At 62.2% G+C, this 23,389-nt stretch carries 24 protein-coding genes; 15 read left to right on the forward strand and 9 right to left on the reverse strand.

Translation table 11 applies throughout. The features are described 5' to 3' along the window. Positions 1-75 precede the first annotated feature (75 nt). Positions 76-1,701: a chloride channel protein gene (locus ACN5AZ_RS08375; protein ID WP_419428466.1), complete on the forward strand. Its 1,626-nt coding sequence runs from the start codon at positions 76-78 to the stop codon at positions 1,699-1,701. Positions 1,702-1,706: 5 nt separating this feature from the next. Here ACN5AZ_RS08375 and ACN5AZ_RS08380 read toward each other — a convergent pair whose 3' ends face one another. The 6 genes from ACN5AZ_RS08380 to ACN5AZ_RS08405 form a co-directional block, all read right to left on the reverse strand. After that, on the reverse strand, positions 1,707-2,675 hold the full coding sequence (locus ACN5AZ_RS08380; protein ID WP_419428405.1) for an SH3 domain-containing protein: 969 nt from the start codon (positions 2,673-2,675) through the stop codon (positions 1,707-1,709). 170 nt (positions 2,676-2,845) lie between these two features. Next, a complete protein-coding gene (locus tag ACN5AZ_RS08385; protein ID WP_419428406.1) occupies positions 2,846-3,196 on the reverse strand; it encodes a DUF427 domain-containing protein in 351 nt (116 codons plus the stop codon). 112 nt (positions 3,197-3,308) lie between these two features. After that, positions 3,309-5,078: an aminopeptidase P family protein gene (locus ACN5AZ_RS08390; protein WP_419428407.1), complete on the reverse strand. Its 1,770-nt coding sequence runs from the start codon at positions 5,076-5,078 to the stop codon at positions 3,309-3,311. A 105-nt stretch (positions 5,079-5,183) separates the two neighbouring features. Beyond that, positions 5,184-7,064 carry a cobaltochelatase subunit CobT gene (gene cobT / locus ACN5AZ_RS08395; protein ID WP_419428408.1) on the reverse strand — a complete coding sequence of 627 codons (1,881 nt, stop codon included), beginning with the start codon at positions 7,062-7,064 and terminating at the stop codon, positions 5,184-5,186. 63 nt (positions 7,065-7,127) lie between these two features. Continuing rightward, positions 7,128-7,514 carry a hypothetical protein gene (locus ACN5AZ_RS08400; RefSeq protein ID WP_419428409.1) on the reverse strand — a complete coding sequence of 129 codons (387 nt, stop codon included), beginning with the start codon at positions 7,512-7,514 and terminating at the stop codon, positions 7,128-7,130. An 83-nt stretch (positions 7,515-7,597) separates the two neighbouring features. Then, on the reverse strand, positions 7,598-7,942 hold the full coding sequence (locus tag ACN5AZ_RS08405) for a hypothetical protein (protein WP_419428410.1): 345 nt from the start codon (positions 7,940-7,942) through the stop codon (positions 7,598-7,600). Positions 7,943-8,148: 206 nt separating this feature from the next. Here ACN5AZ_RS08405 and ACN5AZ_RS08410 point away from each other — a divergent pair, with 206 nt between their 5' ends. Beyond that, positions 8,149-8,373 (forward strand): hypothetical protein, encoded by a 225-nt coding sequence (locus ACN5AZ_RS08410; RefSeq protein WP_419428411.1) that lies wholly within the window; start codon positions 8,149-8,151, stop codon positions 8,371-8,373. Between the two features lie 52 nt (positions 8,374-8,425). On the opposite strand, the gene cobS is transcribed toward ACN5AZ_RS08410, so the two are convergent. Continuing rightward, positions 8,426-9,412: a cobaltochelatase subunit CobS gene (cobS, locus tag ACN5AZ_RS08415; protein ID WP_419428412.1), complete on the reverse strand. Its 987-nt coding sequence runs from the start codon at positions 9,410-9,412 to the stop codon at positions 8,426-8,428. Between the two features lie 88 nt (positions 9,413-9,500). On the opposite strand from cobS, the gene ACN5AZ_RS08420 reads away from it, so the two are divergent. The 9 genes from ACN5AZ_RS08420 to ACN5AZ_RS08460 all read left to right on the forward strand — a co-directional run bounded on the left by ACN5AZ_RS08420 (position 9,501) and on the right by ACN5AZ_RS08460 (position 18,291). Then, entirely contained in the window at positions 9,501-10,052 is a 552-nt protein-coding gene (locus ACN5AZ_RS08420) for a sigma-70 family RNA polymerase sigma factor (protein ID WP_419428413.1), read from the forward strand. Further along, positions 10,049-10,741: an anti-sigma factor gene (locus tag ACN5AZ_RS08425; protein WP_419428414.1), complete on the forward strand. Its 693-nt coding sequence runs from the start codon at positions 10,049-10,051 to the stop codon at positions 10,739-10,741. Before ACN5AZ_RS08420 ends, ACN5AZ_RS08425 begins: the two co-directional genes overlap by 4 nt. Before the next feature lie 443 nt (positions 10,742-11,184). Then, positions 11,185-11,967, forward strand: a complete 783-nt coding sequence (gene rpiA / locus ACN5AZ_RS08430) for a ribose-5-phosphate isomerase RpiA (protein WP_419428415.1) — start codon at positions 11,185-11,187, stop codon at positions 11,965-11,967. Positions 11,968-12,041: 74 nt separating this feature from the next. Next, positions 12,042-12,452 carry a hypothetical protein gene (locus tag ACN5AZ_RS08435; protein ID WP_419428416.1) on the forward strand — a complete coding sequence of 137 codons (411 nt, stop codon included), beginning with the start codon at positions 12,042-12,044 and terminating at the stop codon, positions 12,450-12,452. A gap of 175 nt (positions 12,453-12,627) precedes the next feature. Further along, complete coding sequence (locus tag ACN5AZ_RS08440) at positions 12,628-14,070, forward strand: FAD-dependent oxidoreductase (protein ID WP_419428417.1); 1,443 nt, start codon at positions 12,628-12,630, stop codon at positions 14,068-14,070. A gap of 121 nt (positions 14,071-14,191) precedes the next feature. Next, the gene (gene hflK / locus ACN5AZ_RS08445) at positions 14,192-15,343 is read left to right on the forward strand and encodes an FtsH protease activity modulator HflK (protein ID WP_419428418.1); all 1,152 of its coding nucleotides are present in this window, start codon (positions 14,192-14,194) and stop codon (positions 15,341-15,343) included. Positions 15,344-15,357: 14 nt separating this feature from the next. Continuing rightward, positions 15,358-16,431 (forward strand): protease modulator HflC, encoded by a 1,074-nt coding sequence (hflC, locus tag ACN5AZ_RS08450; RefSeq protein ID WP_419428419.1) that lies wholly within the window; start codon positions 15,358-15,360, stop codon positions 16,429-16,431. A 4-nt stretch (positions 16,432-16,435) separates the two neighbouring features. Further along, positions 16,436-16,627 carry a DUF2065 domain-containing protein gene (locus tag ACN5AZ_RS08455; protein ID WP_419428420.1) on the forward strand — a complete coding sequence of 64 codons (192 nt, stop codon included), beginning with the start codon at positions 16,436-16,438 and terminating at the stop codon, positions 16,625-16,627. 212 nt (positions 16,628-16,839) lie between these two features. Continuing rightward, positions 16,840-18,291, forward strand: coding sequence for a DegQ family serine endoprotease (locus ACN5AZ_RS08460; protein WP_419428421.1), 1,452 nt, complete (start codon positions 16,840-16,842; stop codon positions 18,289-18,291). A 50-nt stretch (positions 18,292-18,341) separates the two neighbouring features. On the opposite strand, the gene ACN5AZ_RS08465 is transcribed toward ACN5AZ_RS08460, so the two are convergent. Next, positions 18,342-18,851: a peptidoglycan-binding domain-containing protein gene (locus tag ACN5AZ_RS08465; protein WP_419428422.1), complete on the reverse strand. Its 510-nt coding sequence runs from the start codon at positions 18,849-18,851 to the stop codon at positions 18,342-18,344. A gap of 148 nt (positions 18,852-18,999) precedes the next feature. Next, entirely contained in the window at positions 19,000-19,356 is a 357-nt protein-coding gene (locus ACN5AZ_RS08470) for an OB-fold nucleic acid binding domain-containing protein (RefSeq protein ID WP_419428423.1), read from the reverse strand. A 171-nt stretch (positions 19,357-19,527) separates the two neighbouring features. On the opposite strand from ACN5AZ_RS08470, the gene ACN5AZ_RS08475 reads away from it, so the two are divergent. From ACN5AZ_RS08475 to ACN5AZ_RS08490, 4 genes are all read left to right on the forward strand, one after another. Then, on the forward strand, positions 19,528-19,851 hold the full coding sequence (locus ACN5AZ_RS08475; RefSeq protein ID WP_419428424.1) for a 2Fe-2S iron-sulfur cluster-binding protein: 324 nt from the start codon (positions 19,528-19,530) through the stop codon (positions 19,849-19,851). Then, the gene (locus tag ACN5AZ_RS08480) at positions 19,851-20,594 is read left to right on the forward strand and encodes an FG-GAP repeat domain-containing protein (protein ID WP_419428425.1); all 744 of its coding nucleotides are present in this window, start codon (positions 19,851-19,853) and stop codon (positions 20,592-20,594) included. Before ACN5AZ_RS08475 ends, ACN5AZ_RS08480 begins: the two co-directional genes overlap by 1 nt. 60 nt (positions 20,595-20,654) lie before the next feature. Then, positions 20,655-21,470: a TIGR00282 family metallophosphoesterase gene (locus ACN5AZ_RS08485; protein WP_419428426.1), complete on the forward strand. Its 816-nt coding sequence runs from the start codon at positions 20,655-20,657 to the stop codon at positions 21,468-21,470. Positions 21,471-21,550: 80 nt separating this feature from the next. Beyond that, positions 21,551-23,329 carry an SLC13 family permease gene (locus ACN5AZ_RS08490; RefSeq protein ID WP_419428427.1) on the forward strand — a complete coding sequence of 593 codons (1,779 nt, stop codon included), beginning with the start codon at positions 21,551-21,553 and terminating at the stop codon, positions 23,327-23,329. The last annotated feature ends 60 nt before the right edge of the window (positions 23,330-23,389 follow it).

The following is a 23,389-nucleotide window of genomic DNA, read 5'->3' on the forward strand; positions in this document are numbered from 1 at the left end:
GGTGAAAGCCATGGCATCGGAGGAAGCCACGTGAGAGCCGTGTTCCGGCAACATTGGGAAACCGTTTGCGGCGATATGGACCGCGGCTGGGACATTGTGCGCCATAACGGCCCGGGGCAGGTGAGCTTTTGGTTCATCGCTTTGGCCCTTGGTGTGGTGGCGGGACTGGGTGCGATTGCCTTCCGTTTCGCGGTTGAGGCACTGCAGGCCGCTTTATATGGCACGGAAGATGTTAACATGCTCGCAAGCTGGGCGGGGGAATTGCACTGGCTGATGGTGCTGTTGATCCCCGTCTGCGGCGGTATAGCCGTGGGGCTGATTTTACAGAAATACACGCCGGACGGGCGCGTGCGCTCCGTCGCCGATGTCATTCAGGGGGCCGCGCTTAATGACGGTCGTGTCGAACGCCGGGCGGGGGTGGCGAGCGTTTTGTGTTCGTGGATCACCCTGTCCACCGGCGGCAGCACAGGCCGCGAGGGGCCGGTGGTGCATATGGCGGCGTTGGCCTCGACCTGGATGGCGAACAAGCTGAAGGTGGACGGCATTACAGGGCGCGATCTGCTGGGCTGTGCGGTCGCGGCGGCGGTCTCTGCCTCGTTTAATGCGCCGATCGCGGGGGCGCTGTTCGCGCTGGAGGTGGTGCTGCGCCACTTCGCCCTGCATGCCTTTGCCCCGATTGTGGTGGCCAGCGCCGCAGGTACGGTGATCAACCGGCTGGTTTATGGCGATGTGACCGAGTTTGTACTGCCCGGAACCACCACGGTGGAATTCTATCTCGAATTGCCGGCGTTTTTCCTGCTTGGGCTGATTTGTGGCGTGGTCTCTGTGATCATGATGCGGTCGATCTTTTTCGCAGATGATGTCGAGACAGAGGTGCAGCGCCGCCTGAACCTGCCGCGATGGCTTCGCCCTGCGGTGGCAGGGGTGCTGTTAGGGGCGATTGCGATCTCCTTTCCGCATATCATCGGCGTCGGCTACGAGACCACCAGCCGCGCCCTGTCCGGCGAGCTGTTGCTGCGCGAGGCGTTGATTTTTGCCATCGTCAAGGTGCTGGCGGTGTCAATCACGATGGCGGGGCGCATGGGGGGCGGTATTTTCTCGCCCTCGCTGATGGTGGGCGCGCTGACGGGGCTGGCCTTTGGTCATATCGCGACGGGTCTCGTGCCGGATGCGTCCTCGGCCTTTACGCTATACGCGCTGGCAGGGATGGGGGCGGTGGCGGCAGCGGTGCTTGGTGCACCGATTTCCACAACGTTGATTGTGTTCGAGCTGACAGGGGACTGGCAGACCGGACTGGCGGTGATGGTGTCGGTGTCCATGTCCACGGCTTTGGCCAGCCGCGTCGTGGATCGGTCGTTTTTCCTGACACAATTGCAGCGTCGCAAGGTGGCTTTGGCGGCTGGTCCGCAGGCCTATCTGTTGGGCATGTTCCGCGTCAAAGGCGTGATGCGCGCGCCCAATGATCCGCGCGCCGCCGACGAGGTCCTGTGTCTGGAAATGATCGAGCAGGGGCTTTACGTGCAGGCCGACGCAACGCTGAAGACCGCTTTGCCGCTGCTGGACAGTTCGACAAAGCCGTTTTTGCCGGTGGTGACCATGGATGGCCCCCAGCCGGTGCTGCAAGGGGCGCTGTTCCATGTGGACGCGCTCAAGGCCTACAACCGGGCCTTGGCGGCGACCGCCGAAGAGGAACATTCCTGACGGGATCAGCGCCGCTTTTGGCGCGCCACGCAGCGCTCGAAGCTTTCCCCGGAGAAGGCGCAGACCGCAAGCAGGCGGGGCAATTCGTCGGGGGTGACACGGATCACATTGCGTTCGCGGGTGTCGACACGGTCGGAGCGGGCAATACTGCGTTGCGCGGGCCGATCTGCGGACAGGTAGTCGCGATGGGCGTAGCCGGTTTGCCCATTGGCGCTGCGCAATTGCAGCCAGTCACCTTGCGCGGTGCCAATGACATCGACCCGGCTGCCCTGCGGCATGGTTTCACGGATCGCGTATTGCGTTCCCGGACCGGCCCGCAGGTTCAGCGCCCCGTAGCGCGGCGCATCCACCCAAAGCCGATCCTGCGCGATCGCATCCGGGGCCGCGGGCGGTGACAGCGCGGGGGCGTCGGCGCTGAGGTAGCTGTCATAGACATAGCCGACCTGTCCATCCGTGCTGCGCACGCGCCGCCAAGGGGCACCGCCGCCCAGAATGGCAACCTCGGCCCCGTGATCGAGCTGCGCCATCACCGCGTAATCCGTGCCCGGCCCGCTGCGCAGGTTCAATGCCCCCGCCGAAGGACTGTTCACATACAGCGTTTCACGCGCGGTGGCCGCGGCCGAGGCGACTTGCCCGTCCGAGGCATCCCTGCGGATCCAGTCGGGGCGGTCCGCATCACGCCGCAGGGGCGTGTCGTCGATCTGGTCGGGGTCGCGCAACGCGCTTTGCGGCAGCCAGCCTGTCGCTCCGTTGGGTGCGCGCACCTCGACCCACAGATCGGCGGGATCGGTGGACAGGATGTCGACAACCGTTCCGTCCCGCAGCAGGCGCTCTACCTCGAAGGCATCCGCAGGGCCGCTGCGCAGGGCTACGGGCTCTGTGCGCCCGGTCTCGACAACCGCCTGCGCGGCCATGCTTGGCAGGGCAGAGAGAGTCAGCAGACACATGGCAGACAGGGATTGAAACAGGCGCATCACAGGCATCCTTCCGGTTTGGAAATGATGCTGCAAACTATGGGCCCAGTGGTTTGCTATTCAATAACGGGGGCGAAAAGCGCAGGTCGGCCTGTGAAAATCCGCCGACGCCCCGGCCCCGATACGCAAAAAGCCCCCACATCAGGGGGCTTTTAAACACTGTCACGGGATCAGATCTGTTCGACCGCTACGCCGTCCTGGACGTGGAAAGCGAGATAGCCTTTGATCTCTGCCACTTCGGGTTTGGGGTCCTCGTAGGACCAAACCGCGTTTTCGTAGGTGTGGGATTTTGACATGATCGAATAGTAGGACGCTTGGCCCTTGAGCGGGCAGGTGGTCGTGTGGTCCGACGCGTCGAAGAAGGCGGTGCCGATGTCTTCACGCGGGAAATAGATGACCGGCGGCAGGTCGCCTTCGATCAGTTGCAGCGCGCGGGAGGTTTCGCCCAGCACGGCGCCACCGGCCCGCACAACCCAATGCCCGACAGCGGGCTTGATCGTGATTTGGGTGGTTGTGGTCATAGTCTGTCCTCCTCGATGGCGGTTGGGGGCGACGGCATGCGGCACCAGTCCGGCGCGCCGTCGAAAGCAGTCGTGTTCTGACCAGATGGCCGGATTATGTGACATAGACATGTCATAGGGGGGCACATGCAAGCGCTAACCACGCGGCTGCGGCATCATCGACATGCGGTCCCACGACGTCGAGCACGCGCTGGTGGTAGCCGTTGAGCCAGATCAGCTCGGCTTCCGTCAGCAAGCCGGGGTCAATCAGACGCCGGTCGATGGGCACCAAGGTCAGCGTCTCGAAGCGCAACATCTGTGCAACCGATTGCCGTGGCAGGGCGGGGGCGTCTTCGACCACGATCAGGTTCTCGATGCGAATGCCGTATTCGCCTTCGCGGTAGAACCCCGGTTCATTGGACAGAATCATGCCTGCCTCCAGCGGCACCCGCCCTTTGGGGGAGATGCTGGCAGGCCCTTCGTGCACACACAGGTAGGCGCCGACCCCGTGGCCTGTGCCATGGCCATAATCCAGACCGGCCTCCCACAGGCTGGCACGGGCCAGAACGTCGATGTCAGCCCCGGATTTCCCTGCGGGAAAGCGCAGGCGGGACAGGGCGATCATGCCTTTGAGCACACGGGTAAAGGCATCGCGGTGCTCGTCGCTTGGTGTGCCGATGGCAATGGTGCGGGTGATGTCGGTGGTGCCATCCACATACTGCCCGCCGGAATCGACCAACAAAAGCTCGCCTTCCTGGACGGCGCGATTGGTGCCTTCGGTCACGCGGTAGTGCACGATGGCGCCATGCTCTCCGGCGCCGCAAATTGTATCGAAAGAGATATCGCGCAGCGCATTTGTGGCCCGCCGTTCCGATTCGAGCTGTTTGACCACGTCGATCTCGGTCAACCGCCCCGCAGGTTGGTCGTCGAGCCACGCGAGAAAGCGCACCATCGCGGTCGCGTCGCGCAGATGCGCCGCGCGTGTGCCATCCAGCTCGGCGGTGTTCTTGCGCGCCTTGGGTAGAACGCAAGGGTCGCGTGCCTCCACCGGCTGGCCCAAAGCGTCTGCTACAGCGACAGGGCAGGTGGCGGCGTCGATCTGCACCGGACCTGCCAAGCTCGCCAACTCGGGCAGGAAGGCCTCTACCGGAAGGATTCGCACGCTGTCGCCCAAATGGTCGGCCAAGCACTCGGTTTTGGCGGGATCCATGAACAGATCAACCCGTGCATCCGCATGCAGCACAGCAAACCCATGTGCCACCGGGTTGCGCGGAATATCGGCCCCACGAATGTTGAGCAGCCAAGCGATGCTGTCAGGCAGGGTGATGACGGCGGCGCTGTTGGGCGCAATGTCCTTGGCCAGCCGTGCGATTTTGTCGGTATGTGGTTCGCCCGCAAGATCCAGAGGTTGCACGAATGCGGGTGCGCGCGGTGGGGCAGGCTGATCCTCCCACAGGGCATCGATCAGGTTATCGCTTGCCAGCAGGGTAACCTTGGGCAGCGCCTCTTCCAGGTCGCGCTTTTGCGCCACCGTCAGCAGCCACGGGTCATAGGCCAATCCGCCGCGTGGCAGCGCCTTGGCCAGCCATTGCCCAAGGGTGGTGTCCGGCCATGCCACTCTTTCAAAGACATCGGCGGTCTGCGCCTTGACCTGAACGGTGTAGCGGCTGTCGGTGAACACGGCGGCGCGGTCGGTCAGGGCAATCGCCCAGCCCGCAGAGCCGGTGAACCCCGTCAGCCACGCCAGCCGATCATCATGGGCGGCCACGTATTCGCCCTGATGGGCATCCGCGCGCGGGATCAGAAACCCGTCAAAGCCGCGATCTTTCAGCAGCGCTTGCAGCGCGCTCAGACGGGCAGGGCCCTGATCGGGCGAGGCGGTTTCCGTAAAGCTTTGAAACATGACTGTCTCCTTTGCGGCGCAGAGTATCTATCCCCACGCAAGAGGCAAGCGGCCAGCACCCGTGATGCGGGTGCCGGAACGGCATGCGAATTGGATCCTGTGGGCTCAGGCGACGCGATTTATGCCCATGACACGGGCCCGCACGCGTGGGTCGCTGTCAAACAGCGAGGCAAGCTGTTCCGTCATCGCCCCGGCCAGCTGTTCGACATCGGTGATGGTCACTGCGCGGTCGTAATAGCGGGTCACGTCGTGTCCGATCCCGATGGCCAAAAGTTCGACCTGACGGCGTTTCTCCACCATGGCGATCACATCGCGCAGGTGTTTTTCGAGATAATTCGCGGGGTTCACCGACAGCGTCGAATCGTCGACCGGCGCACCGTCGGAAATCACCATCAGGATTTTGCGCGCTTCCGGGCGGCCCACCATCCGACGATGCGCCCATTCCAGCGCCTCGCCGTCGATGTTTTCCTTCAGCAGGCCTTCTTTCATCATCAGGCCAAGATTGTCGCGGGTCCGCCGCCAAGGCGCATCCGCATGTTTGTAGACAATATGGCGCAGATCATTCAGACGACCGGGCTGCTGCTCGCGCCCTGCGCCCAGCCATTCCTCCCGCGCCAGACCGCCTTTCCACGCCCGCGTGGTAAAGCCGAGGATCTCGACCTTCACGCTGCAACGCTCCAGCGTGCGCGCCAGAACATCGGCACAGATGGCCGCAATCGAGATGGGACGTCCGCGCATGGACCCAGAGTTATCGAGCAACAACGTGACCACGGTGTCGCGGAATTCCATATCGCGCTCGACCTTGAAAGACAGGGGCGTGGTCGGGTTGGCCACCACGCGCGCAAGGCGCCCGGCGTCAAGCACCCCCTCTTCCTGATCGAATTCCCACGACCGGTTCTGCTGCGCCTGAAGGCGTCGCTGCAGCTTGTTGGCTAGGCGCGACACCGCACCCTTGAGCGGTTCAAGCTGTTGGTCAAGATAGGCGCGCAGCCGCTCCAGCTCTACCGGTTCAGCAAGCTCCTCGGCCGACACTTCTTCGTCGTTGGCCGTTGAATAGACACGGTAATCGGGGTCGGCGTCGGAAATGGGCTGCTGGGCGGGGGGCTCCATCGGGGCATCGCCGTCGGGCAGCTCGGCCTCTTCGCCAAGCTCCTCGTCGGCCATGTCATCCATGTTGACTTGCGCCTGCGAGGGGTCTTGGGTCTGCTCCTGCGACTGTTCGGGCGAGGCTTCGGCCTCCTCGCCGTCATCCTCGTCGTTGCCGGTGGAATCGGGCTGTTCCTCTTCCTCCTGACCTTCCTGTTCGCCGTCTTCTTCGGACTCGTCGTCCATGCTGTCGGGGTCTTCGCCCAGCTGATCGCCATAGCCGAGATCGGTGATCATCTTTCGCGCGAATTTGGCGAATGCGGATTGGTCAGACAGCACTTCGTCGATGTCGCCCAATGTCTCTCCGGCTTGGCCTTCGACGTAGTCGCGCCACAGCTCCATCACATTGGTCGCCTCGGGCGGCAGGTCGCGGCCGGTGGCCAGATGGCGGATCAGATACCCTGCGGCGACGGGCAGGGGGGCCTCTGCCCTGTCAGTGATCTGACCGTAGCCCTTGCGCGCGGCGTCATGGCCGATCTTGGCGTCGATGTTGCCCGCGGTCCCCGGCATTTCACGGGCGCCCATCGCCTCGCATCGGGCGGTTTCCATAGCATCGTATAGTTCGCGCGCCATGTCCCCTTGGGGGAGGTAGCGGGCATGGGTCTGTCCGTCGTGATAGCGGCGATGCAGTGCCAACGCATCCGCGGTGCCGCGCGCCAGCAGCACCTCATCCCGTGTCATACGGCGTGAAATTTGCGGCAATCGCATCGCATCCCCGGACACGCCCGAGGGGTCCACTGTGTAGCTGACCGACAGATCGGGATCGTCGGCCATGACCTTTGTGGCCTCGGCAAGGGCCTTTTTGAACGGATCGGCGGGGTTGTCGCTGGGCTTGCTCATGCGGTTGTTATCGGACCTTTGTTGCTGACCCGCAAGGGGGCAGAACCGCCTGTTGCTTCCGGATCAAAAGCCGCTGTAGCGCCGGTCAAGCAGGGCTGCATTGCAGGCCGACAGCTGGCGGCGGATATTGGCCAGCGCAATGCGTTGTCTGCGGGCGTCGGCGTCGAAATAGGCGCTGCGCATCAGCCGCCGCATTTGGGCGCGCGCCTGCACGCGTGTTTGCGTCACGGAAATGGTCAATCGCCGGTCTGTTGCCTGTTCAGCGACCAGAGCATTTGTCATCGCCTCGAACAGATCACGCCGCATACGCGCGCCATCGTGTTCGCCCTGATCCAATCTGCTGTGATCAACCGCCGCAGCATAATAGCCGTAGCAAGTCGCCAGAGTGACCGCCTGTTCCGGCATCGCGCGCGCAACGGTTGCGGTGCTCACTGCAAACAACAGACACATGGTCCGGAGGGTATGGAACAAAGGGTTCATAGCAACGCAGGCTTTCACAAACCTCTTTAGATTGGGTTACTGGCCCGAACCGCCTAGAACACCAGCGCATCACAGGGCCGCAAAGCCAGCCGTGCCTGTGCCATGGCCGCAGTCTTTCGGCCCGGATCATCGTGGAAACGCGCAATCGTTAATAGGCGCGCCTGCGCGAATTTTGCTTCGATTTGAAGGTGCAAAAGCTGTTCTGGCGGGGTGGTCGCATCTTGGCGGACGGATTCAAACAGCCTTGTGAACAGATGACGGCGTTCTTGCGCGGTGATGTCCGCCCCTTGCGCATACCATGCGTCCTCGATCTGGGCCGAATACCGCCCAAGGCATCGCGCAAATGTCGAGGCAAGATCGGGGCCATGATCCGTCAGAGCGGCCACAGGTCGCGGCATGAGGGTCGTGAAAACGAGACCCAGCAGTCCAAAAACATATGTTCGCAAAGTGCCCATAAATCAGACGATAGGGCGCGTCTATCAGAGGTCAAACTTCAAAAAGGTTCCATAAAATATGGGTGATTTCACTCAAAGGCCGGGAAAATTTTATGTAAAAGCGAAGCGTTTACCTTTGGCTGGCACTCTCCGCGGAATGGAGGACCACAATGCCCAGCTATGTAGAAGAGTTCGCTCTTGGTACGCACCGTCGCGTGTTAGAAATCAACGGCCCCGGTGTTGAACGCGTGCGCCAGCTTGCGGGCCGTGTGGTTGGCGCGCGACAGCAGGTCGATGAACTGGGCGGGTTCTTGGACGATGCCGATCGTCGGCTCGACAATCTTGAGGCGGAACTGCGCATTTTGATGCAACAACTTGACGCACGCGCCACGTAAAAAAACGCGCCCCGATCGGGACGCGTTGGATCTGCGCGCTTAGCGATAGGTTTTACCCGAGGCTAATGGACGCGGCGCTTTCTGGCAGCTCCTCGTCAAAGCAGCGCTGATAGAATTCCGCCACGGTCTGGCGTTCCAGCTCGTCACATTTGTTCAGGAAAGACACGCGGAAGGCATAGCCGACATCGCGGAAAATCTCTGCGTTGGTGGCCCAGGCGATAACAGTCCGTGGGCTCATGACCGTGGACAGTTCACCATTCATAAAGGCGCGGCGGGTAAAGTCCGCGACAGTGACCATCTGGCGTACGGTCTTGCGGCCTTTCTCGTTGTTGTAATGCGGCGCCTTCGACAGAACGATGGCGGTTTCCGCGTCAATGGACAGGTAGTTCAGGGTGGCAACCAGCGACCAACGGTCCATCTGACCTTGGTTGATTTGCTGCGTGCCGTGGTACAGACCGGTGGTGTCGCCAAGACCAACAGTGTTTGCCGTGGCGAAGATGCGGAAATACTTATGCGGCGTCAGGACTTGGTTCTGATCCAGAAGCGTCAGCTTACCGTCTGTTTCCAGAACACGCTGGATCACGAACATCACGTCGGCGCGGCCTGCGTCATATTCGTCGAACACGATGGCGCAGGGGTTGCGCAGCGCCCAGGGCAGGATGCCCTCCTGGAACTGTGTGACCTGCTTGCCATCAACCAATTTGATGGCGTCCTTGCCGATCAGGTCAATCCGGCTGATGTGACTGTCGAGGTTCACGCGAACGGACGGCCAGTTCAGCCGCGCCGCGACCTGTTCGATATGGGTCGATTTGCCGGTGCCGTGGTAGCCCTGGATCATCACGCGGCGATTGTTGCGAAAGCCCGCCAGAATCGCCAGCGTGGTGTCAGGGTCGAATTTATAGGTTGAATCAATCTCCGGCACCCGGTCCGTGCGATCGGGGAACCCGTGAACCACCATATCTGTATCGATGCCAAAGACTTCGCGGACCGAGATTTCTTCGGTTGGTTTCGCGTTGATATCGATCGTTCCGTCCGCCATGGTGCCCGTGTCCTCTGATCCGAATGTCTTGCAAGCGTTCGTGCAACATATCGCGGCAAGGGGCAAGAGGGATGGCAAACGCAGCGAAATGACACCACAACAAGAGCTAGAAGCCCTGATTGCACGCGTCGCTATGGCCGACCGCAAAGCATTTCAGGCAATTTATTCCAGAACCTCCGCGAAACTTTTCGGTGTCTGCCTTCGTATCTTGCGGGACGACGCACAGGCCGAGGAAGTTCTGCAGGATGTGTATATTAAAATCTGGAACCAGGCCGGAGTGTATCGCAGCAATGGCTACTCGCCTATGACCTGGTTGATTACAATTACGCGCAACGCTGCCATTGACCGCCTGCGCAAGCTTCGCCGCGATGGGGAATCCATGGCGCCGATGGATATCGCGGACAGATTATATGACAGCGGTCCGGGGCCGGCGGATCAGGCCGAAAGCGCATCAGAGGCGCGGGCGTTGCAAGCCTGCCTGTCTGAGCTGCCGCTGGATCGCTCGGAGATGGTGCAGCGGGTCTACCTACAGGGGCTGACCTATCGCGAGATCGCCGATGAAACCGGCGTCAAACTGAACACTGTGCGCACGTGGCTGCGGCGCAGTTTGATGCAACTGCGGGAGTGTCTGGGCGGATGACCGATGATCAGCAAAACGGCGCGCTTCCTGGCGGGGTCGAGGCAGAAGCCGCGGAATATGCCCTTGGCCTGTTGCGCCGCCCTGAGCGCAAGGCGTTCGAGGCGCGTATGGCGCGCGATGCGGAGCTCGCGCAGGATGTCGAAACCTGGCAGACGTATTTCGCGTCGTTGACCGATGCCATGCCGCAAAGCGCGCCGCCCGCGCGTGTTTGGAAGCGCATCGAAACCACGCTGCATGGGGCGCCCAAGCCGCCTGTGTGGCGCATGCTTTTGCCGTATGTCCTCGGCGGTATCGGCGGGGCGGCTTTCGCTTGGGTTGTGATGGTGGGCGGCATTCTGCAGGACGGTCCGCGCAGCAACGAGATCTACGCCGAACTGTCGTCGGCCGAGGGGCAGCTGGCCTTTGCGGTGCGCATCGATCCGCCGACCCATACTGTCGTGCTGGATTTGACGCGCGGCTCCCTGCCCGATGGCCGGTCGTTGGAGGTCTGGCTGATCCCTGTCGGGTCTGCGCCCGTGTCCTTGGGCCTTGCGACCGAGGATGGGACGTTTGCGGTGCGCCTGTCCGACGCCATGGCCGCCCGCGTGCCGGGTGCTGTTCTGGCAGTCACCGATGAGCCGATAGGTGGCTCCCCCACGGGTGCGCCGACCGGCACGATCCAGGCCTCCGGTATCCCGATCCCGCTGTGATCGGGATCAGCTTGGCAGGATTCGCCGCGCCTTTGCGGCATCCAGCCGGGCTCGTCCGGATTGCTCCGGTGTGCTGGGCATGTCCGTCCGGACAATCGCCCCCGCGACGGGATAGCTGATTTGTTTCAACCGGCTAAACAGATCGCGAGGGGCGCGGGCCGGGCGTGAGATGCGGTGCGCGGGCAGGGTGGTGTCAGGCAATTGAACGTCGGGCATTGGGATTTCTTCCGGTTAGAACGACCTCCACACCCTAGCAGTGCAGCATGGCGGAATTTGGGCATTTCGCAGTGGTTCTCCTCGGGGCGACCTGCACGCCGCCACCAAATGGCGCGCCGCGGGAACTGCGGTCCGTTCTCAACACGCGCAGTCGCGTCATGCGCAGGCTGTGGCATTTGGTGTCGCACCACTGCTATAAGACATTATCCGACGAACAGGGGACACGCATGTCTGGAGAGCTCTCACCCATCGACAAGGCCAAATTCGTAGCCGCCAAACAAGCAGCCTCTTTCGTAGAGTCCGGCATGCGCGTGGGCTTGGGCACGGGGTCAACGGCGGCTTGGCTGGTGCGCTGTCTGGGCGAACGCGTCCGCGAAGACGGCCTGCGCTTCAAAGGCATACCCACTTCGACCCGAACAGCCGAACTGGCGCGCGACGTCGGGCTGGAGGTGATCAGCCTGGACGAGGCCAAATGGCTTGATCTGACGATCGACGGGGCGGATGAATTCGACGCCGAGCTGAACCTGATCAAAGGCGGCGGCGGGGCGCTTTTGCAGGAAAAGATCGTGGCCACAGCCAGCGACCAGATGATCGTGATCGCCGATGCGGCAAAACAGGTCCAGACGCTTGGCGCATTCCCGCTCCCCGTCGAGGTGATCCCCTTCGGTTGGCAAACCTCGCAGGCACTGATCGAGGAAGTGCTGATCTCGATGGATGTTCTTGGCCGCAACGCCACCTTGCGTATGAATGGTGCGCGCCCCTTTATCACGGATGAGGGCAACCATATCCTTGATCTGCACCTGTCGCGCATCGGCAATGCCCGGCAATTGTCCATGGTGCTCAACCAGATCCCCGGCGTGGTCGAGAACGGCCTGTTTATCGACATCTGCGACAAGGTAATCGTCGGTCATGGGGATGGGCGGGTTGAAATCCGCGACATCAACGAGGGCACCACCAGCGAAAGTCAGCTGGATTTTGTCGAGGATGAAAACCTCTTCAGCGATATCTGATGATGCCCGACCCAAGGTTCGAGGCGACACTTTCCTCCGGCCGGGGCCTCTTCAACCGGTACGGAAAGCTCATCTTGGGACTGGCCACGGCTTGGTTCGTCTTTCGGCTCTTGCAAGAGCTCGCAGAGCCCGACGCAGGAACTCTCTCAATTCTTCTCAATGCAACCTTTGCAGTGCTGCTGTCCATCGCGTTGGCCGTCATTCTCAAAGACCAGTTTCGCGCCACAGCCTCGCAGACCCTGCGCGTGGACGACCAAGGCATTCACCTTCCAAACCCGCAAAACCCCACCACGATCCCTTGGAACACCATCCAGCGTCTGGAAATCAACCGCGCAGGCGATCATCTTCTGCGAAGCTACATCATCCATCAGCACAAGGGGCAGGAGCAGCGCACGGTCCTGCCGCTGGCGCGCCTTGCCCCCGAACAGGCGACACAAGCGCTGGAGGTAATCGCCCGCTACACCTCCGCAAACGACCCGCGCTGAAACGACCGCCCCCGTTGGCTTTTTCTTGGCCAAAATACCTAAGACACCAAGGCCTTCCCAGTATCCCACAGAAGCGGGGCGCACGATCACTTGACAGCACCACCTCTGGCGTTCCGGCCCCGCCCGTGAAATACCCTTGCCGCAAAGGTGTAACCCCAGATCTACGGAGCGGGTCATGAGCGAATTCGACTACGATCTTTTTGTCATCGGCGGCGGCTCGGGCGGCGTGCGAGCCGCGCGTGTGGCGGCGGGCGAGGCGGGCGCCAAGGTGGCCCTGGCCGAAGAAGACCGATATGGCGGCACCTGCGTCATCCGCGGCTGCGTGCCCAAAAAGCTGATGGTGTTTGCCAGCGAATACCGCGACATGCCCACGGCGGCGCGCGCCTATGGCTGGGACATTCCTGATGGCACCTTTAGCTGGGATGCCTTCCGAGCCAAGCTGAACGCCGAGCTCGACCGCCTCGAAGGGGTCTACCGCAAACTGCTCGCAGGCTCGGGGGTCGAAACATTCGACGCGCGTGCCACGGTGAAGGACGCCCATACGGTGGTGCTGTCCACGGGCGAGGAAAAGACCGCGAAACATATTCTGGTTGCCACAGGCGGTCGCCCCGTACGGCCTGATATGCCGAACGCCCATCTGGGCATGGTGTCCGACGATATCTTCCATCTGGAAAAACTGCCTCAAAGGGTCCTGATCATCGGGGGTGGCTACATCGCGTGCGAATTCGCGGGCATCCTGCACGGTCTGGGCTGCGAGGTGACGCAGTTCTACCGCGGGGCGCAGATCTTGCGCGGCTTCGACGAGGAGGCGCGCGGGTTGATCGCCGATGCGATGAAGGACCGTGGCATTGACTTGCACACCGGCACCACAATTGTCGAGATGCACTGCGTTGGTACGCCCGAAGCCGACGCCATGGGCGAAGCGCCGGTGGAAAACGCGCAATACGGTCTCAAGACTGACAAGGCCGATGCCAATGGGCCGGTCCGCGTGAAGGCCACCAATGGCACGATCCGCGATTTCGACGCCGTTTTCTTTGCCACGGGGCGCCGTCCCAACACCGATGGTCTGGGGCTCGAGGCGCTGGGCATCGAACTGGGCCGCAACGGCGCGGTCGAAGTGGACGAATACAGCCAGACGAAGGTGCCCTCGATCTATGCCATCGGGGATGTCACCGACCGTGTGAACCTGACCCCGGTGGCGATCCGCGAAGGGATGGCCTTTGTGAATACGGTCTTCCACGGCAACCCGACGCCGGTCGATCATGACCTGATCCCCTCAGCCGTCTTCACCCAGCCTGAACTGGGCACCGTGGGCCTGACCGAGGAAGAGGCCGCCGAACAAGAAGAGATCGAGGTCTATGCCACATCCTTCCGGCCGATGCAGACCGCCTTTGCCGACGGGTCCGGTCGGGTGATGATGAAGCTGATCGTCTCAAAGGCCAATCGCACGGTTCTGGGCTGTCACATCGTGGCACCGGGTGCGGGCGAGATGATCCAGCTGGCGGGCATCGCCGTAAAGATGGGGGCAACCAAAGAGGATTTCGACCGCACAGTTGCGGTGCATCCGACCATGTCCGAAGAAATCGTGACCATGCGGAATCCGACGCGAACGGTCTGACGCCCCAGAATGCCGCAGGCGGGAGCGGTTGATTTCCCGTCCTTTGTACACAGTTATATCGTGATCAAATGCGATGATGGCGATACAGTCATAAGAAATGTTTCAGGAAGGGTAGAACTTCATGGCAGGAAACAGCGGCGGCCCCTGGGGGGGCGGTGGCAATCAGGGCGGCGGCAATGGCCAGCGCCCGCCTTCGGGTGGCGGCGGTGGTCGACGCCCCGAGGACAACCAGATCCCCGAGATCGACGAGCTGATGAAAAAAGGCCAAGAGCAACTGCGCGTCCTCATGGGCGGTCGTGGTGGCAACGGCACCGGTCGCCCTGCGGGCGGTGGTGGCTCTGGCGGGCCGGGCGTGTCCAAGGGCATGCTGGCCATCGGTGCGCTGGTGCTTGTCGGGCTTTGGGCGGCATCCAGCTTTTACACCGTCAAACCCGAAGAGCAGTCGGTTGAACTGTTCCTTGGCGATTACTCCAGCACGGGCGAGCCCGGTCTGAACTTCGCGCCTTGGCCCTTTGTCACCTATGACAAGGTCAACGTGACGTCGGAACGCACAGAGACCATCGGCGGCAGCACCCGCAGCGATGACGGGCTGATGCTGACCACGGATGCCAATATCGTCGACATCGATTTTCAGGTGGTCTGGAACGTAGCGGACCCCGCGCTGATGCTGTTCAACATCGCAGAGCCGCAGGAAACCGTTCAGGCGGTCTCTGAATCGGCGATGCGTGAAATTATCGCCGCGACCAACCTTGCGCCGATCCTGAACCGCGATCGTGGGCTGATTGCCGACACCGCACAGGAAAACATTCAGGCCACGCTTGATGAATACGAAAGCGGTATCCGTATCGTTCGGGTCAACCTGCGCGGTGCAGAACCGCCCGCAGAGGTGATTGACGCCTTCCGCGAAGTGCAGGCCGCCGAACAGCAGCGTGACCGTCTGGAGCGTGAGGCGGATGCCTATGCCAACCGCGTTGTCGCCGAGGCCCGCGGTCAGGCCGCCCAGACACGCGAGGAATCCGAGGGTTACCGCGCGCAGGTTGTCAACGAAGCCTTGGGTGAGGCGGCACGCTTTACCTCTGTCCAGCAGGAATACGCGATGGCCCCCGAGGTCACCCGCCGCCGCCTTTATCTGGAAACCATGGAAAAGGTTCTTGGCGACGTGGACAAGATGATCCTCGATGAGGCGCTGACCGGCTCTGACGGCGGGGCAGGGGGTGTGGTGCCCTATCTTCCCTTGAACGAGCTGAGCCGCTCGTCCGGCCAATCGAACTGAAGGAGGGCACAGTCATGAACAAGACAACCTATATTCTGCCCGCTTTTGTCGTGGTGCTGGTCGTGGTGCTGTCCTCGATCTTTGTGGTGGACGAGCGTGAAAAGGCGCTGGTTCTGCGGTTCGGCCAGATCAAGGCCGTCAAGGAAGAGCCCGGTCTGGGGTTCAAGGTGCCGCTTCTCGACGAGGTGGTCACCTATGACGACCGCATCTTGTCGCTGGACACCGAAACCATCGAGGTGACCCCATCGGATGACCGTCGCTTGGTCGTGGACGCCTTTGCCCGCTACCGCATCGCCGATGTGGTGCAGTTCCGTCAGGCCGTGGGTGTCGGCGGCGTGCGCGTGGCCGAGGATCGTCTTCAGGGCATTCTGAACGCCCAGATCCGTGAGGTGCTTGGTGCCGATCAGGTGACCTCTGACACCATCTTGTCCGAGGATCGCGGCGAGCTGATGATCCGTATCCGTGATCAGGCCCGTGGCGAGGCGTTGTCGCTGGGTCTGGATGTGGTCGACGTCCGTCTGAAGCAGACGAACCTGCCCGCGCAGAACCTCGAGGCGACCTTCGCCCGGATGCGCGCGGAGCGCGAACGCGAAGCGGCGGACGAGATCGCACGCGGTAACGAAGCGGCCCAGCGTGTACGTGCGCTGGCAGATCGTACCGTGGTCGAAACCCTGTCCGAGGCGGAGCGCGAGGCCAACGTGATCCGTGGTGAGGCCGACGCCGAGCGCAACAGCATTTTCGCTGACAGCTATGGTGCCGATCCGGAATTCTTCGCGTTCTACCGGTCTTTGCAGGCCTATGAGAACGCGATCCGAGGCGGCAATTCGACCATGGTTATGACGCCGGACAGCCAGTTCTTCGACTACTTCCGCAATGAGGGAGAGATCACGCCAACCGCGCCGATCGAGACACCCGCATCGCTGGAGAATGTCGAACCTGCCAAAGACCCGGTCGCCCCCACGGCAGCCGACGTTGCCGAGGAAATGGAAGCCACCGAGCCGCAGGACGAAGAGGACAGCGATGCGGTGGATGGTCCGGCCAGCGATACCTCGCCCGTGGGTGAGCCGCAGCCCGAAGAGACCAACTGACCCCATGGGGCTCAGTGACATTCTAACGGGGATCGGTCTGGTCCTTGTGATCGAGGGGCTGGTGTACGCACTGGCCCCTTCGCTTATCGAGCGTCTGCTAGAGGCGCTGCGCGAAACGCCTGTCGACACCCGCCGGATGATCGGTCTGGGCAGTCTGGCCTGCGGAATTGCGCTTATCTGGTGGGCTGGCGGGTAAAGCTGCTTGGCGCGCGCCTGTGCTGCGCTATCTTGCAATCAGTTCCCTCACCACCTGTCACGTAGGCGTGAGAACGACACTTTTGCCCTTTGGTGTTGCGCGAGCGCACCTATCTTTGACACACTGAGGAAAGAGTGCAGGGCAGCCGTCGCCTGAGGGTGGAGGCGACTGGCCTGACCAGAGACAAGGAGATCTCATTGAAACCGCAAGTTATGGCACAGACACGAGAGGATGCGACGCCTCTTCGGCTTTTCTGGCTGACGACGCTCTCGATGGTTCTAATTCTTTCGCAATCGCTGATGGCGCATGCGCGCGGCGCACCGGAAAGCTTCGCCGAATTGGCAGAACGCATCAGCCCGGCGGTGGTGAACATCACAACATCCACGACGGTGGCGGGGCGCACAGGGCCGCAGGGCATCGTGCCCGAAGGCTCCCCCTTCGAGGACTTTTTCCGCGAATTCCAAGACCGCAATGGCGACCAGTCGCCACGCCGCTCTTCGGCGCTGGGCTCGGGCTTTGTGATCTCCGAGGACGGCTTTATCGTCACCAACAACCACGTCATCGAAGGCGCGGATGAAATCCAGATCGAATTCTTCGAAGGGTTCGAACTGCCCGCGACGCTGGTCGGCACCGATCCCAACACCGATATCGCCCTGCTGAAGGTCGAGGCGGATAACGCGCTGAAATACGTCAACTTTGGCGATTCCAACAAAGCCCGTGTCGGCGATTGGGTTATGGCCATGGGCAACCCGCTGGGGCAGGGCTTCTCGGTCTCGGCCGGGATCGTCTCCGCGCGCAACCGCGCTTTGTCGGGCACCTATGACGATTACATCCAGACCGACGCGGCGATCAACCGCGGCAACTCGGGCGGTCCGCTGTTCAACATGGATGGCGAGGTCATTGGCGTGAACACCGCGATTTTGTCGCCCAACGGCGGCTCGATCGGGATCGGCTTTTCGATGGCGTCCAATGTGGTGACCCGCGTGGTGGATCAGCTCAAAGAGTTCGGTGAGACCCGCCGTGGCTGGCTGGGTGTGCGCATTCAGGATGTGACCGAAGACGTGGCAGAGGCGCTGGGCCTGTCCGAAGCCAAAGGCGCGCTTGTGTCCGATGTCCCCGAAGGTCCCGCGATGGAAGGCGGCATGCAGGCCGGTGATGTGATCGTCTCGTTCGACGGCGTCGATGTGGAAGACACACGCCAACTGGTCCGCACCGTTGCCAACACGCCGGTCGGCAAGACCGTGCGCGTCATGGTGAACCGCGACGGCACCACACAGACCCTGAAAATCACGCTGGGTCGTCGTGAAGAGGCTGAAAGCTCGGTGCCTGCTTCGCTGGAAGCTCCGGCTGACGAGCCGCAAGAAATGGAAACCATGGGGCTGACCCTGTCACCGCTGACAGAAGACCTGCGCGAAGAGCTGTCCGTGCCTGCGGGTGTTGATGGTCTGGCGGTGATGTCGGTAGACGAGGCGTCCGAGGCCTTTGAAAAAGGCGTGCGCGCCGGTGACGTCATCACCGAGGCAGGGCAGACTGCCGTGGCCAGCGTCAGCGACCTCGAAGACCGCGTGGCCGAGGCTCGCGAAGAAGGGCGCAAGTCCATTTTGCTGCTGGTGCGTCGTGGCGGCGACCCGCGCTTTGTGGCGCTGGGTCTGCAGGAGGACTGATTGTCCCATCCCATGAATGAGAAGAGGGCGCCGTTCGGGCGCCCTTTTTGTTAGCTGTCGTCGATGTCGATATCGACGGTGATCAACCCAAGCATCCGGGCCGTGTCCAGCGACAGCTGCGCACTGTCGAGACCGCGTTCGCGCTGATACTTGCGGATCGCGGCGGCGGTTGGTGCGTCGATCATGCCTGTTACGTTGCCGTGAAAGTAGTCCCGCGCGGCCAGTGCGCGCTGCAAGGACGACAGAAACTCTGGCGTCATCTGGTGCCCGCAGACCGCGTCAAAGATGATCTCGGAACGTTCGCGTACGATCTTTGGCACCGGCGCACGGCGATAGACCGCAGGAGTTATGACCGTGCCGTCATCCGCGATTTCCGCCTGAATGACGCGCACTTCGCCCATAACGTGTTCATAAACGGCGGGTGTTTCCTCGCGCGCCTGACAGCGCCCGTTGGACAGGGCAATCACCGGCGGGGCGATGCGCACAGGTGACAGCGCCACAGGTTGAATGGTCGAAAATTCCGCGCGGGTCGCTGTGTCGTCCTCTGTGCCCTTGGGCATGGTGCAGGCTGTCAAAAGCGGGAACATCAGCGCGCAAACAAGGCTCCGGCGGCACGTGCCACTCCGGGCGAGACGCACGACGGCGCGCGTATCGGGGTGCGATTTCACTGCTCGGGCCTCGTTCAAGGCTGTTTTCATTGACCGTAGTCTAGCGTGTCTGGGGCGGGCTGGGAAGGTCGGGGTCCAGCAACAGGTCCAGCAGTTGCGAAATATCCTCAATCTCTTCTGCGATGACGTGGATAACATCGTTGTCCCGTTGCACGCGTCCGGTGACACGCAGCATCCGCCCTGCAATGACCGCGCGGCGGAACCTTTCATACAGGCTGCGCCAGACGATGACATTGACCACGCCGGTCTCGTCCTCCAACGTGATGAATATCACGCCCTTTGCGGTGCCGGGCCGCTGCCGCAAAATGACCAGCCCGGCCACACAGATCCGCGCGCCTTGGGGCGGCTGGTCCAGCGCATGGGCGGGCAAGGCAGAAGGGGGGCGGGGCCAAGTCATGCGAACATAAATAGAACATTTACTTGTCTCAGGCAAAGAGGGACGTGGATTGCGTGGCGCAAAAGTGATGCAGCAAAACGTCTCAGGCGTGGCCGTGTGGTGCAAAGCCTCTGGCGGTGCAAGCCCTGTGCGACTAGGAAGGCAAGCGACAAAAGCGACAGGAGCGGTGAAATGGCAAAAATCACCTATATCGAACACAGCGGCACCGAGCATGTGGTTGACGTCCCCAACGGGCTGACCGTCATGGAAGGGGCGCGGGACAACAACATCCCCGGAATCGAGGCGGATTGCGGCGGGGCCTGTGCCTGCTCCACCTGCCATGTCTACGTGGCCGAGGATTGGGTCGAAAAGCTGCCCGCCCGCGAAGACATGGAAGAGGACATGCTCGACTTTGCCTATCAGCCCGACCCGAAGCGGTCGCGCCTGACCTGCCAGATCAAGGTGACAGAAGACCTTGACGGTCTGGTCGTGCAGATGCCGGAAAAGCAGATCTGATGATCCGGGGGGCGCCGCGTCACGGGCATCACGTGCTGCGGCGTCTTGTTCGCGGCGCATTGATGACGCTTGCGCTTGTTGCACCGGCGGGTCAGGTGGCCGCCTTGTGCGTCACACAGGCGGAATATGACACGCCGACGGGGCGCTATGGCCATCGTGTGTTGGGGGCAGAGGGCGAATACGCCGATCTGGTTCTGGGGCGCGACGACGAATCGACTCTGCGCATCAGTTTGCCCCACACGCAGGTGTTCGAGGATATCGCCCCGCTCGTGGTTGATATGGACGGTGATGCCTGCGCCGAGGTGGTCACGGTCGTCTCCAGCGTGGATGCAGGGGCAAAACTGGCCATCTACGATGCGACGGGCCAAACCATCGCTCAGACGCCTCCGATCGGCCGACGCAACCGTTGGCTGGCGGTGATTGGTGCGGCGGATCTGGACGGGGATGGCGCGATCGAGGTTGCCTATATCGACCGCCCGCATCTGGCCAAGACCCTGCGCATCTGGCGCTATGGTGACAGTGGGCTGACACAGGTTGCGGCGGCGCAAGGGCTGACAAACCACCAGATCGGTTGGGATTACATCGCCGGTGGGCTACGCGACTGCGGCGAAGGTCCCGAGATGATCTTGGCCAGCGCAGACTGGTCCCGGCTGATGGCTGTGCGCTTTGACGGCCAGATCTCCGCCCGCGATCTGGGCCCATACGCGGCGGACGCCGCGCGCGAGGCCGTGGACTGCCTGTAAGGTCAGGGCACGTTGCGTTTGGGCTTTGCTTTTGCTGCAGCGGGGCGTAGGTCAACGGACATGCGTATACTTTTTCTTGGCGATGTGATGGGCCGCGCAGGGCGGCAGGGGATCGTGGACCGGCTTCCGGCGCTGCGACAGGATTGGAAACTCGACTTCGTGATCGTGAACGCGGAGAACGCCACCAATGGTGCTGGGCTGAACGCAGCCCATGCCAAGGCGATCTTTGACGCGGGTGCAGATGTGATTACGCTGGGGGACCATGCCTTTGACCAAAAGGAAATGCTGTCCCATATCGAAAGCGACACACGCATTGTGCGGCCGTTGAACTTTGCCCGGGCGGCACCGGGGCGCGGGGCGGCCATGTACAAGGACGCGCGCGGGCGCAAGATCCTGGTGGTGCAGGCCTTGGGGCAGGTGTTCATGAGCCGTAATTATGACAGCCCCTTCGCCGCGGTGGACGAGGTGTTGAAGCGTCATCCGCTGGGCGGGCAGGCACAGGCCATCGTAGTAGACATGCACTGCGAGGCGACATCCGAGAAGATGGGGATGGGCCATTTCTGCGATGGCCGTGCGAGCCTTGTGGTGGGCACGCACACCCACGTGCCCACAGGGGACGCGCAAATCCTGCCTAAGGGGACGGCGTTTCTTAGCGATGCGGGCATGTGCGGCGACTACAACTCGGTCATCGGGATGGAACCGGCCGAGCCACTGCGCCGCTTTGTCAACGGCATGTCGAAAGGCCGGTTCGAGCCGGCATCGGGCGAGGCCACCCTGTCGGGCATCTTTGTCGAAACCGATGACCTGACAGGCAAAGCAAAAAGCATCGCAATGGTGCGTCAGGGCGGCCGTTTGCAGCAAAGCGGACCAAGCTGACGGGCGGGATCTTGTGTGCTGAACGGCGATCTTGCAAGATGCGCTGGTTTGGACACAGCCACGAGCAGGGCGAGACGTAGATGATCGGATTGGAACTGGGCCAAATGACCGAGGCCTGGATGACGCTGGGCACGCTGGCCGTGATGCTGGTGCTTTTTGTCCGCGAGGTCTACCCGACCGAGGTCGTGGCCATCGGCGGCGTGGCATTCCTTTTGTTGACGGGAATTCTGGACTACGACAGCGGGGTGGCTGTGCTGTCGAACCCCGCGCCGTGGACGATTGCCGCGATGTTCATCGTGATGGGCGCACTGGTGCGGACCGGCGCGCTGGATGCCTTTACCGGGGTGGCGCAGGCGCAGGTGCGGGTGCGCCCCAAACTGGCGATGATCGGCATTTTCCTCTCCGTTCTGGTGGCGTCGGCCTTTTTGAACAACACCCCCGTGGTGGTCGTTATGCTGCCGATCATGGTGCAGATCGCGGGGCAGCTCGGCACAACGCCATCGCGTTTGTTGATCCCGCTCAGCTACGCGGCGATTCTGGGCGGCACCACGACGCTGATTGGCACCTCGACCAACCTGCTGGTGGATGGGGTGGCGCGCAACGCGGGGCTTGATCACTTTGGCATCTTCGAGGTCACGCCGCTGGCCATTGTGCTGGCTGTGGCGGGCATGGGGTTTGTGACGCTCTTCGGGCGCAGCTTGCTGCCAGAGCGTCACTCGATGGCGGGGATGCTGACAGACCGGTCGCGGATGAAATTCTTTACCGAAGCGGTCGTTCCCCCCGAGTCCAACCTGATCGGGCGCGAGGTCTTGGGCGTTCAGCTGTTCAAGCGCGAAGGCGTGCGGCTGATCGACGTGGTGCGCGGCGATGAATCGCTGCGGCGCAATCTGGACGGGGTAGAGCTTCAGGTCGGCGACCGCGTGGTTCTGCGCACCCAGATGACAGAGCTTTTGTCACTGCAGCGGGATAAATCCCTCAAACGGGTGGATCAGGTTTCGGCCAAGGAAACCACCACGGTGGAGGTGCTGATCTCTCCCGGGTGCAAGATGGTGGGCCGCAATCTAGGCGCGCTGCGCCTGCGCCGGCGCTATGGCGTCTACCCGCTGGCCGTGCATCGCCGGAACCAGAACATCGGGCGCCAGTTGGACGATCTGGTGGTGCGCGTGGGCGACACGCTGCTGTTGGAGGGCAACCCCGAGGACATCAAACGTCTGGCCGATGATATGGCGCTGGTCGATGTCTCGCAGCCGTCCGCGCGCGCCTTTCGCCGGGCGCAGGCCCCGATCGCCATCGGTGCGCTGTTGGGCATCGTCTTGCTGTCGGCCTTCGGCGTGGCGAATATCCTGACGCTTGCGGTGATCGCCGTGGCGATTGTGTTGCTGACACGTTGCATTGATGCGGATGAGGCGTTCTCCTTTATCGAGGGGCAGTTGCTGGCGCTGATTTTTGCCATGCTTGCCATCGGTGCGGCGCTTGAAAGCTCTGGCGCGGTGAAGCTGGTGGTCGATGCGGTGGCACCGTTTCTGGCCGAACTGCCGGGCTGGGCCGTGGTCATGGCGGTGTTTTTGTTGTCGTCTACGTTGACGGAGATCGTGTCCAATAACGCGGTGGCCGTTGTGGTCACTCCCATCGCGATTTCGCTGGGGCAATCGCTGGGCATTGATCCACGCCCGCTGGTGGTGGCGGTCATGCTGGCGGCGTCATGTTCCTTTGCCACGCCCATCGGCTATCAGACCAATACGCTGGTTTATGGGCCGGGCGGCTATACCTTCACCGACTTCTTGCGCATCGGTGTGCCGATGAACGTGATGGTGGCGGTGCTGGGGTCGCTTTTGATCCCGATCTTCTTTCCGCTTTAGGTGGGGGCCGCCAGAGCCGCGCGTGGCGGCCCTTGGCAAGCCTTGCCCGCTTGGCGTATA

The organism is Sagittula sp. SSi028 (genome assembly GCF_048553715.1).
In the GTDB taxonomy this organism is placed as follows: Bacteria; Pseudomonadota; Alphaproteobacteria; order Rhodobacterales; family Rhodobacteraceae; genus Sagittula.

What these genes read in the sequence shown, in the direction of transcription:
- ACN5AZ_RS08375 (WP_419428466.1), top strand. Translation starts at nt 76, where the DNA reads ATGGACCGCGGCTGGGACATTGTGCGCCATAACGGCCCGGGGCAGGTG.
- ACN5AZ_RS08380 (WP_419428405.1), bottom strand. Translation starts at nt 2,675, where the DNA reads ATGCGCCTGTTTCAATCCCTGTCTGCCATGTGTCTGCTGACTCTCTCT.
- ACN5AZ_RS08385 (WP_419428406.1), bottom strand. Translation starts at nt 3,196, where the DNA reads ATGACCACAACCACCCAAATCACGATCAAGCCCGCTGTCGGGCATTGG.
- ACN5AZ_RS08390 (WP_419428407.1), bottom strand. Translation starts at nt 5,078, where the DNA reads ATGTTTCAAAGCTTTACGGAAACCGCCTCGCCCGATCAGGGCCCTGCC.
- cobT (WP_419428408.1), bottom strand. Translation starts at nt 7,064, where the DNA reads ATGAGCAAGCCCAGCGACAACCCCGCCGATCCGTTCAAAAAGGCCCTT.
- ACN5AZ_RS08400 (WP_419428409.1), bottom strand. Translation starts at nt 7,514, where the DNA reads ATGTGTCTGTTGTTTGCAGTGAGCACCGCAACCGTTGCGCGCGCGATG.
- ACN5AZ_RS08405 (WP_419428410.1), bottom strand. Translation starts at nt 7,942, where the DNA reads ATGCCGCGACCTGTGGCCGCTCTGACGGATCATGGCCCCGATCTTGCC.
- ACN5AZ_RS08410 (WP_419428411.1), top strand. Translation starts at nt 8,149, where the DNA reads ATGCCCAGCTATGTAGAAGAGTTCGCTCTTGGTACGCACCGTCGCGTG.
- cobS (WP_419428412.1), bottom strand. Translation starts at nt 9,412, where the DNA reads ATGGCGGACGGAACGATCGATATCAACGCGAAACCAACCGAAGAAATC.
- ACN5AZ_RS08420 (WP_419428413.1), top strand. Translation starts at nt 9,501, where the DNA reads ATGACACCACAACAAGAGCTAGAAGCCCTGATTGCACGCGTCGCTATG.
- ACN5AZ_RS08425 (WP_419428414.1), top strand. Translation starts at nt 10,049, where the DNA reads ATGACCGATGATCAGCAAAACGGCGCGCTTCCTGGCGGGGTCGAGGCA.
- rpiA (WP_419428415.1), top strand. Translation starts at nt 11,185, where the DNA reads ATGTCTGGAGAGCTCTCACCCATCGACAAGGCCAAATTCGTAGCCGCC.
- ACN5AZ_RS08440 (WP_419428417.1), top strand. Translation starts at nt 12,628, where the DNA reads ATGAGCGAATTCGACTACGATCTTTTTGTCATCGGCGGCGGCTCGGGC.
- hflK (WP_419428418.1), top strand. Translation starts at nt 14,192, where the DNA reads ATGGCAGGAAACAGCGGCGGCCCCTGGGGGGGCGGTGGCAATCAGGGC.
- hflC (WP_419428419.1), top strand. Translation starts at nt 15,358, where the DNA reads ATGAACAAGACAACCTATATTCTGCCCGCTTTTGTCGTGGTGCTGGTC.
- ACN5AZ_RS08455 (WP_419428420.1), top strand. Translation starts at nt 16,436, where the DNA reads ATGGGGCTCAGTGACATTCTAACGGGGATCGGTCTGGTCCTTGTGATC.
- ACN5AZ_RS08460 (WP_419428421.1), top strand. Translation starts at nt 16,840, where the DNA reads ATGGCACAGACACGAGAGGATGCGACGCCTCTTCGGCTTTTCTGGCTG.
- ACN5AZ_RS08465 (WP_419428422.1), bottom strand. Translation starts at nt 18,851, where the DNA reads ATGCCCAAGGGCACAGAGGACGACACAGCGACCCGCGCGGAATTTTCG.
- ACN5AZ_RS08470 (WP_419428423.1), bottom strand. Translation starts at nt 19,356, where the DNA reads ATGACTTGGCCCCGCCCCCCTTCTGCCTTGCCCGCCCATGCGCTGGAC.
- ACN5AZ_RS08475 (WP_419428424.1), top strand. Translation starts at nt 19,528, where the DNA reads ATGGCAAAAATCACCTATATCGAACACAGCGGCACCGAGCATGTGGTT.
- ACN5AZ_RS08480 (WP_419428425.1), top strand. Translation starts at nt 19,851, where the DNA reads ATGATCCGGGGGGCGCCGCGTCACGGGCATCACGTGCTGCGGCGTCTT.
- ACN5AZ_RS08485 (WP_419428426.1), top strand. Translation starts at nt 20,655, where the DNA reads ATGCGTATACTTTTTCTTGGCGATGTGATGGGCCGCGCAGGGCGGCAG.
- ACN5AZ_RS08490 (WP_419428427.1), top strand. Translation starts at nt 21,551, where the DNA reads ATGATCGGATTGGAACTGGGCCAAATGACCGAGGCCTGGATGACGCTG.